Source organism: Campylobacter sp. JH23 (assembly GCF_017846595.1).
Lineage (GTDB): Bacteria > Campylobacterota > Campylobacteria > Campylobacterales > Campylobacteraceae > Campylobacter_D > Campylobacter_D coli.
In genome coordinates this window covers 309,673-318,929 of record NZ_JAEQBP010000001.1, presented here as the reverse complement: position 1 = coordinate 318,929, position 9,257 = coordinate 309,673, and the positions used below count along the sequence as shown (strand labels likewise).

At 30.4% G+C, this 9,257-nt stretch carries 7 protein-coding genes and 1 rRNA gene; 7 read left to right on the top strand and 1 reads right to left on the bottom strand.

Going from position 1 to position 9,257, the window contains the following annotated elements; translation table 11 throughout:
* The 3 genes from rrf to KAR88_RS01605 all read left to right on the top strand — a co-directional run bounded on the left by rrf (position 1) and on the right by KAR88_RS01605 (position 2,480).
* Positions 1 to 117, top strand: a 5S ribosomal RNA gene (gene rrf, locus KAR88_RS01615).
* A gap of 1,007 nt (positions 118 to 1,124) precedes the next feature.
* Positions 1,125 to 1,217: a hypothetical protein gene (locus tag KAR88_RS01610; protein ID WP_002776614.1), complete on the top strand. Its 93-nt coding sequence runs from the start codon at positions 1,125 to 1,127 to the stop codon at positions 1,215 to 1,217.
* Between the two features lie 300 nt (positions 1,218 to 1,517).
* Positions 1,518 to 2,480: a transposase gene (locus KAR88_RS01605; protein WP_318829731.1), complete on the top strand. Its 963-nt coding sequence runs from the start codon at positions 1,518 to 1,520 to the stop codon at positions 2,478 to 2,480.
* A gap of 91 nt (positions 2,481 to 2,571) precedes the next feature.
* Here the strand turns inward: KAR88_RS01605 and KAR88_RS01600 are convergent, their stop codons facing one another.
* On the bottom strand, positions 2,572 to 3,270 hold the full coding sequence (locus KAR88_RS01600; protein WP_002776622.1) for an energy transducer TonB: 699 nt from the start codon (positions 3,268 to 3,270) through the stop codon (positions 2,572 to 2,574).
* A gap of 323 nt (positions 3,271 to 3,593) precedes the next feature.
* On the opposite strand from KAR88_RS01600, the gene cfrA reads away from it, so the two are divergent.
* The 4 genes from cfrA to dnaK all read left to right on the top strand — a co-directional run bounded on the left by cfrA (position 3,594) and on the right by dnaK (position 9,199).
* Positions 3,594 to 5,684 carry a TonB-dependent ferric enterobactin receptor CfrA gene (gene cfrA / locus KAR88_RS01595; protein WP_002784415.1) on the top strand — a complete coding sequence of 697 codons (2,091 nt, stop codon included), beginning with the start codon at positions 3,594 to 3,596 and terminating at the stop codon, positions 5,682 to 5,684.
* 299 nt (positions 5,685 to 5,983) lie between these two features.
* Entirely contained in the window at positions 5,984 to 6,778 is a 795-nt protein-coding gene (locus tag KAR88_RS01590) for an HrcA family transcriptional regulator (protein ID WP_023890725.1), read from the top strand.
* The gene (gene grpE / locus KAR88_RS01585; RefSeq protein WP_002776629.1) at positions 6,775 to 7,305 is read left to right on the top strand and encodes a nucleotide exchange factor GrpE; all 531 of its coding nucleotides are present in this window, start codon (positions 6,775 to 6,777) and stop codon (positions 7,303 to 7,305) included. The genes KAR88_RS01590 and grpE overlap by 4 nt, the downstream gene beginning before the upstream one ends.
* A 22-nt stretch (positions 7,306 to 7,327) precedes the next feature.
* Positions 7,328 to 9,199, top strand: a complete 1,872-nt coding sequence (dnaK, locus tag KAR88_RS01580) for a molecular chaperone DnaK (RefSeq protein ID WP_002776631.1) — start codon at positions 7,328 to 7,330, stop codon at positions 9,197 to 9,199.
* Positions 9,200 to 9,257: the final 58 nt, after the last annotated feature.

Sequence of the window (9,257 nt, the reverse complement as noted above, 5' to 3'; positions counted from 1 at the left end):
GTCCGTGATTATACAGATGTGGAAACGCCTTGCTCCATCCCGAACCAAGAAGCTAAGCACATCGTGGGTGATGATACTACGCCTTACTGGCAGGGGGAAAGTAGCTCATTGCGGACTTGTTAATTCTACTTTATCTTATTCTTATAGATTTAAAATCTTAGTTTTTATATGTCAATCGTTGTTTTTATATTTAATTATTTTTTTATGTTTATTAAATCTATTATTGTATTAATTATTTTTTTATTGATTGAATTTGTTTTTATGCCAATTAAATATGTTTTTGTATTCATTGTTCTTTTATGTTTATGTTTATGTTTAATTGGCTTGGATTGATTTATGCTTTTGTTCTAATTGTATTTAATCAGCTTAGAATGCTTTGTATAATGCTTTTACTTATCTACAACTTATTATTTTTATATTCAATCATTAGTTTAATTGATTTATGCTTTTGTTGGTTTTAAATACTTTATTAGTCATTGCTTGATTAGTTTATTAATTTATTTAATTTAATCAGTTAGGTTATATTCATTGGTTTGTTTGATTAATTAGTTTGAAGTTTAATTAGCTTGGGTTGATTTAATTTGTAGTTTTATATTTAAATTGATTGGTTGGGTTGTCAGCTTAGCTATGGTTGTTTATTAGTTTGGGTTGATTTAATGGTTGTTTGAGTTGTTTAGTTTATATGTTTTTATATCTCAATTATTCTTTTTATTTATTAAATCTTTTGTATCAATAATTAATCTTTATGTTTACTTGTATAGGTTTATTTATTCAATCTATTTTTATGTGTCAATTGTTCTTTATATGTCTAGTTTATATTTTATTATGTAGCTTGGGTTTGTTCAATAATTGGGTTGGATTTTTAATCACTCAAGTTTATTTTATAGTGTTTATTGAGGTTTTATGGTTGGGGGTTGTTTATGATGAAATAAATATTGCTGTAAATACATGCAAGGGTTTAGTGTTGTCTAAAAAAAGATTATTTGCTTTAAATTTATCTTTTTTATTCAATAAAACTCTCACTTCTTAAGTGGGAGATGAATTGCTTACAGTGTTAGTTGTACGGCTCTAGTTAGGTTATTTGACATAATCAGTAATTTTTTATAGAATACCTATGCGGAATAATGCTAGAAACTCTTAAAAAATATGCAGAAAATCAAGGCATAGAAGATAATTACCCTAAAAAAATATATAACCAAAAAGAAAAAAAGCCCTAATGGAACAAAGCAATGCAAATAACCAAAGGTTTTAAATATAGAATTCTACCTAAACAAAGAACAACAAAAGCTTATTAATCATCAATGTTTCATCTATATCAAGCCTATAATATTTGTTTAAATTTACAGCAAGAGCAGTGGGATAAAAATAAGAATTTAGATAAAAAAGATAGGAGTTATTTAAAGGCAAGTAAGATAGATAATCAATAAAACTAGCCTTATAAAAGCAAGAGAATTAAGCTATAAAAGTGTTGTAACCCAACAAGCAAGGATTAATCTTCTCGTGCCTTAGAGCAAGCAATTAGAGATAAAAACAAAGGCTTTCCCAAATTTAAAAACTCTAAATTTGCAAAGCAAAGCTTTAATTGGAATAATCAAGCCTACAAAATCAAAGATAGTGATACTACTAAGTTTAAGATATTTAGACTTATGAATACATTTTTTAAAATGCGTTATCACAGAGATTTACCAAATACTTATAAGTTTAATCAAATCACTATTATCAAAAATCACAATAAATACTATTTAGCTTTTAGTATCATTTATGATGAATCAAATATTTCTTTAATATCTAGCAAAGATTTTGATATTAAAAAAGCAGTTGACATTGATTTAAATATCAATGAGATTACCTTAAGCAGTGGAGAGTTAATAGCTACTAACTCAAAGCTACTTAGTAGAGCTGAATATGATTTAGCATTTAAAAGATTGCAAAGAAAACAAAGTAGGAGAATATTAAAAACAAAAAAGGAGAAAACAAAGTTAAGCCATAATTTCAAAAAAACACAATTAAAATTAAATAAAATCTATGAAAAAAGTTCAAATATCAAAAAGGATAGTTATCACAAGATAACTTCAAAACTCATACAAGAATTTGACTTGCTAGCAGTCGAAGATTTGCAAATTAAGAATATGTCTAAAAGAGCTAAATTAAAGAATATAAAAGCTAAAAGTGGTTTAAATAAATCTATTCTTAATATTTCATTCTATCAATTCTTTCAATATCTAGAGTATAAAGCAAAGCATAATGGTAAATTCTTTATAAAAGTCAATCCACAATATACAAGCAAAACTTGTAGTGTATGTGGAAATATCAAAAAAAATCTTATGTTTAAAGATAGAGTGTATCTTTGTGAAAAATGTGGCAACACTTTACATAGAGATATTAATGCTGCAAATAATATCTTAAAGCGTGGATTAAAGTCGTTTGGGTTAGGAATTAGCCTTGAGGACTATAAACTCAAAGCCTTTCGAATTAGCTAATACTAGTTAGCTTTAGCTAGGAAGCTTCTACTTCTAAGCGTTAGCAAAGCTGGAGTGATTTGCATTAAAAATAGAGTATATTGTGAAAGATTTAGCTTAATTTATATACCAATGGTATTTTTATATGAAAAGTTTTTTCATATTGTGGAAATTTTTTAGAAGCTATGCGTATAGTTTCTAAAGCACTTTTATTTAGAAAATCATATTTTGAAGGTTTAAGTATTTTTAAATTTTCTAATTTCTTTTCTTTTGTCCAGGTAAATTCTACAAGAACCTCCCCACTCATACGCATTTTTCTAGCTTGTCTAGGGTAGATTAGGGCTTCATCGATTGCTGATTTTATTTCTTTTAAAAATTCACTATTGCTAGTTAAGGATACGCTTTGGTAAGAGCTGGCTTGTGGAGTTTGTTGCTGCATGATTGGTTGCTGCATGTTTGTATCTTTTTTGGGTTGACTTATTGCCTTTGCATTTGCTGGAGGGATTATTTTTTTAGGTTTAGCGATAGGTTTTTCTTTTCTCGGTTTTATTTTTTTTATTTCTTGCACAGGTTCTTTGGGTTGCACATTCGAAGGCTCTTGTATAGTTTGTGTGGGTTGTGTCGGTTTCATATCGGAGGAATTTTGTACAAAATGTTTGATTGCCATATTAAATTTATTTTCTTTAATAGTTTCATTGGGTTGTATGTGTAAAAAATCTTTAGAATAAAGAAAAACAAAAAATAAAGGTGTAAAAACAAATAAAGTGATAAAAGAAGATTGGTTTTTATGATTGCTTATAAATGTTTTCATCTTTTACTCCGTTATGATTTTATTTTTTGATTTAAATATCTTTATTTCTTAAACACATTCTATGGTAAATTGTTTAAAAAGATAAATTTTGAAACAAATTTCACAGAGAAAAATAACAATCAAATAATCAAGCTTGTATCTAAAAGATATTTAATTTTTGCTATTTACTTCTCTAAAAAAACTTATATTTTTAAGAATTATAGCAAGAAAAAATAAATTTTTAATTAATACTAATTATCACAATTGATACAAAATTTATCTTAAATTAATAATTATTATCATAATATTCTGATTTCTAATTAATATTTAACAAAAGGAGAAAAATGAAGAAATTATGTCTATCGGTTTGTGCCATTGGCCTTTTGGCTTCTAATGCTATATCGCAAAATGTAGAGCTAGACAGTTCGATCATTAGTGCTTCTGGATTTGCTCAAGATATTAAAGAAGCTCCTGCTACTATCAATGTTATTAGTAAAAAAGAATTACAAAGTAAGCCTTATAGAGATGTTGCAGAGGCTATCGCAGATATTCCAGGCGTTGATTTATATGCTAGCAAGGGAAAAACAGGTTCTTATAATATCACTATGAGGGGTATTACTGGATATACTTTGGTTTTGATTGATGGGCGTCGTCAGGGTATTGGCGGAGAGGTGGGCCCTAATGGTTTTAATGAAATTTCAAATTCTTTCTTACCTCCAATTTCTAGCATAGAAAGGATAGAAGTTATAAAAGGTCCTATGAGTACTTTATATGGCTCTGAAGCTTTAGGCGGGGTGGTAAATATCATTACCAAAAAAGTAAGTGATAAATGGGAAACTTCTGTAAGTTTGGATGCTCTTTTAAATGAAAATAAAGATTGGGGTAATACTTATGGAACGAGTATTTATTCTAGTGGTCCTTTGATGAATGACAAATTGGGTCTAACACTTCGATTTAGAGAATTTTACAGACAGCAATCTAATGTTGAATTTACAAATGGAAGTGGACAAAGAGTTCAAGGGGATCAAGCTCAAAGTCCTACAAAGGCAAATAATTTCAACATAGGAACAAGAATTAGTTATTTAGCTAATGATTATAATACTTTTATATTTGATATAGATTTTTCAAGAAATCATTACGATAATAAACAAGGTCAATTAGGAACTATTACAAGTCCAGGTAGAACACCAGGTAGCTTAACGGGTGGTTATGCAGATATTATGGAAGTTGATAAATTTGTGACTTATTTAAGTCATGAGGGTGTTTATGAAAATTTTTCTATCACTTCTGGTTTGCAATATAATAGAGTGAGCAATGATGGCCGCGAAGTCGTAGGGCAATCTACACAGCCGTTTTTAGGAGAAAATAGAGATATAGTCGCAGAAGATATTATCTTAGATACTAAGTCTGTTATTCCTCTAGGACAAAGTCATATTTTAAGCGTAGGCGGTGAATATAGGCTTGAAAAAATGCAAGATAAAATAGCTAGTCCTACTAATTTTGATCAGTATTTATTGGCAATTTTTGCAGAGGATGAGTATAGTATAAAAGATGATTTAAGACTTACTTTTGGAGCAAGATATAATCATCATGAAATTTTTGGAAACAATGTTTCGCCAAGAGCTTATGTGGTTTATAATCCTACTAATGAGCTTACTTTAAAAGGCGGTGTATCTACAGGCTTTAGAACCCCTTATGCAAACCGTTTGATAAATGGAACTTACAGTTATAGTGGCCAAGGCAGATTTCCTACATATGGAAATCCTGATTTAAAAGAAGAGACATCTTTAAACTATGAAATAGCAGCTATTTACAATAATGATTTATTTTATGTTTCAGCAACAGGTTTTTTAACGAATTTTAAAGATAAAATTTCAAGTCAAAGTTATAATAATAGCGAACCAATCCCAGGTATTGGCACTTGTGATGCTGATAGATGTTCTAGAGCAATCAATCATGGCAAGGTTGAATACAAAGGTGTAGAACTTGGAGCAGGGATAAGCCCTCTTGATAATTTAAATGTAAATTTTGCTTATACTTATCTTGATACTGAAGTTAAAGAAGCACAAGATAGAAGTGTGATAGGTAAACCTGAACAAGATAGTTTAAAACACAATATCATGTTAAAAACCGAATACAGCTTCTATAATAAATTCACTCCTTGGATAAAAGGCGAGTGGCAAATAGATCGCTATATGGGTGATACTAATATCAATAGAGAATATTACAAGGATATCTTTTTAGCTTCCATGGGTGTGCGTTATGATATCAACAAACAATGGAGTATCAATGCAGCTATTTATAATCTTTTTGACAAAAGCTTTACAAATGGCTGGGAATCTTATGCAAGTGGGAGTGGTAGCACTTGGGTAAATACCTATAACCGCATAGAAGAAGGAAGAAGAATGTATATTTCTATCAATGGTAACTTTTAAGCTTTGATAGAAGAACCAAAGAGCTTTCAAAGGCTTCTTTGGTTTTTTATTTTAATATCTTATACCTTTAAAAAACTAGACAATCAATTCAATTTAAAATTTTCATCTTATTTTTATCATTGCATTTTCAATCTTAAAAGATAGCTTATCCTTATAAAAAAGTAACTAACAAAACTTTAGTCATATTGACTAAATAAAATTAAGTATATTTTTTTATATTTATACTTGACAAAATAACACTCAATGTTGTATAATATATCTAGCAATCAAAAAATAGAGTGCTAGATATGAAGGAAAATATGATGAAAAGTCGAGATAAAAAGGATTTGATTTTAGAGTCTATTATTCAAACTTATCTTTTGGATAATGCACCTATTGGTTCTAATGAATTAAATTCAAACCTTTGCATACCTGCTTCGACTATACGCGTTTATCTTAAAAGACTTAGCGATGAGGGTTTGATCACTCAGCTTCATATAAGTAGCGGTAGAATTCCTACTATTTTAACGATGCAAAATTATTGGCAAAATTTTTGGGAAAAAGAGCAAGATAAAAACATTCATATCAAAAATGAAAGCTTTTTAAAGGAACTAAGCAAGGAATTTGAAATTTATTGTCTTGTTTATGGAGGTAGAAGTTTAGTACTTAAAGAAGTACTTGATCTAAATGCTAAGTTTATAGTACTTGATTTTAAAGAAGAAGAGCTCGTTTTAAAATATGAAAAAGAAGCGTGGAATTTTTTACAAAGTCTTATAGGACTTGATCTTTCTAGTATAGAAAAAATAGCTTTGAGAGTTCATTTTATAGATCTTGTAGAAAAAATAGCTAGCTTAAGACAAAATTTGATTTGCTATAGAAGCAATGAAGAAAGAGCTTATCAAATTTATCAAAATGATGAATTTGTTAAGCTCTTAGATTGTCAAATTCACCGTCATTTTAAAGAAAGTCTTGAATTTGAACCCTTATTTAAAGAGGGTTTTATGGGGCTTAAGGTGGATGCGCAGTTTTTGGGCGAGGATGTAAATATTATCTTAGCAGGTAGTGTTTATACGGATTATAAAAAGATATTACAATACATAAAGGAGGCGGCATGAGCGAACAAAAGCAAGAAATTGAAAATGAAAACGCAGAAAATTCTGAACATTTGCAAGATGAGAATTTGCAAAATATCGAAGATGTTGAGCAAAACAAATTGCAAAAAGACTATGATGAATTAAAAGACAAATATATGCGTGCAAACGCTGAATTTGAAAATATTAAAAAAAGAATGGAAAAAGAAAAGCTAAGTGCTATGGCTTATGCAAATGAAAGCTTTGCAAAGGATTTGCTTGATGTTTTAGATGCTTTAGAAGCAGCTATCAATGTCGAATGCCAAGATGAAATTAGCTTAAAAATCAAAGAAGGAGTGCAAAACACTTTAGATTTATTTCTTAAAAAACTTGAAAAACATGGAGTGGCTCTTATCAAAGATGAAAAAGAGTTTGATCCTAATTTACACGAAGCGATGTTTCATGTAGATAGTGAAAATCATCAAAGTGGTGAAGTGGTTCAAGTGCTTCAAAAAGGTTATAAAATAGCCGATCGCGTGATCCGCCCAACCAAAGTTAGTGTAGCAAAATAAATTTTAATAAAAAGGATAAAAAATGAGTAAAGTTATAGGTATAGATTTAGGAACAACCAATTCTTGTGTTGCTGTGTATGAACGCGGCGAGAGTAAAGTAATCCCAAACAAAGAAGGAAAAAACACAACTCCTTCAGTAGTTGCTTTTACAGATAAAGGTGAAGTTTTAGTAGGCGATAGCGCAAAACGCCAAGCGGTAACAAACCCTGAAAAAACTATTTATTCTATCAAAAGAATTATGGGTTTGATGATCAATGAAGATGCGGCTAAAGAAGCCAAAAATAGACTTCCTTACCACATCACCGAAAGAAATGGTGCATGCGCGATAGAAATCGCAGGTAAAATTTACACCCCACAAGAAATTTCAGCAAAAGTTTTGATGAAATTAAAAGAAGATGCAGAAGCTTTTTTGGGTGAAAGTGTTACTGATGCGGTGATTACTGTGCCTGCGTATTTTAATGATGCACAAAGAAAAGCAACGAAAGAAGCAGGGACTATCGCAGGACTTAATGTATTAAGAATTATCAACGAGCCTACTTCAGCAGCTTTAGCTTATGGGCTTGATAAAAAAGATAGTGAAAAAATCGTAGTTTACGATCTAGGTGGGGGAACCTTTGATGTTACCGTGCTTGAAACAGGGGATAATGTAGTAGAAGTTTTAGCAACAGGTGGTAATGCTTTCTTAGGTGGTGATGATTTTGATAACAAGCTTATCGATTTTCTAGCAAGTGAATTTAAAGATGAAACAGGTATAGATCTTAAAAATGATGTTATGGCTTTACAACGCTTAAAAGAAGCTGCAGAAAATGCTAAAAAAGAGCTAAGTTCAGCTAATGAAACAGAGATTAATTTACCATTTATCACAGCTGATGCGAGTGGCCCAAAACACTTGGTTAAAAAACTTACTAGAGCTAAATTTGAAGGTATGATTGATTCTTTAGTAGCTGAAACTATCACTAAGATCAATGAAGTGGTAAAAGATGCAGGGCTTGATAAAAATGAAATTAAAGAAATCGTTATGGTAGGGGGTTCTACTCGTGTTCCTTTAGTGCAAGAAGAGGTTAAAAAAGCTTTTGGAAAAGAACTTAACAAATCTGTAAATCCTGATGAAGTTGTGGCTATCGGTGCGGCGATTCAAGGTGCAGTTATAAAAGGTGATGTAAAAGATGTACTTTTACTTGATGTAACTCCACTTTCTTTAGGTATCGAAACTTTAGGCGGTGTGATGACTAAAATCATCGAAAAAGGTACAACTATACCAACCAAAAAAGAGCAAGTTTTCTCAACTGCAGAAGACAATCAAAGTGCTGTAACTATCAATGTTTTACAAGGGGAAAGAGAATTTAGTCGTGATAATAAATCTTTAGGAAATTTCAACCTTGAAGGAATTCCACCAGCACCACGCGGTATGCCACAAATCGAAGTAACTTTTGACATCGATGCAAATGGTATTTTAACTGTTTCTGCAAAAGATAAAGCAACAGGTAAAGCACAAGAGATCAAAATCACAGGTTCAAGTGGACTTAGCGAGGAAGAGATTAATAACATGGTAAAAGATGCTGAACTTCACAAAGAAGAAGACAAAAAACGCAAAGAAGCTGTAGATGCTAGAAATGCAGCTGATAGCTTGGCGCATCAAGTGGAAAAATCTCTAAATGAGCTTGGAGAAAAAGTAGCTGATAGCGATAAAGAAAATATCCAAAAAGCTCTTGATGATTTGCGTGAGACTTTGAAAAATCAAAATGCAAGTAAAGAAGAAATCGAAGCTAAAATGAAAGCTTTAAGCGAGGTTTCTCATAAATTGGCTGAAAATATGTATAAAAAAGATGAGCCAAATGCAGCAAATGATAAAAAGAAAAAAGACGATGATGTAATCGACGCTGAAGTCGAATAAAACTCTCTAAGATCTTTAATCAAGCCTTTTTAAAAGGCTTGAAAATTTTATAAAAATT

Coding starts and splice junctions, on each gene's coding strand:
- KAR88_RS01610 (WP_002776614.1), top strand. CDS start 1,125: ATGCTAGAAACTCTTAAAAAATATGCAGAAAATCAAGGCATAGAAGAT.
- cfrA (WP_002784415.1), top strand. CDS start 3,594: ATGAAGAAATTATGTCTATCGGTTTGTGCCATTGGCCTTTTGGCTTCT.
- dnaK (WP_002776631.1), top strand. CDS start 7,328: ATGAGTAAAGTTATAGGTATAGATTTAGGAACAACCAATTCTTGTGTT.
- grpE (WP_002776629.1), top strand. CDS start 6,775: ATGAGCGAACAAAAGCAAGAAATTGAAAATGAAAACGCAGAAAATTCT.
- KAR88_RS01600 (WP_002776622.1), bottom strand. CDS start 3,270: ATGAAAACATTTATAAGCAATCATAAAAACCAATCTTCTTTTATCACT.
- KAR88_RS01590 (WP_023890725.1), top strand. CDS start 5,984: ATGATGAAAAGTCGAGATAAAAAGGATTTGATTTTAGAGTCTATTATT.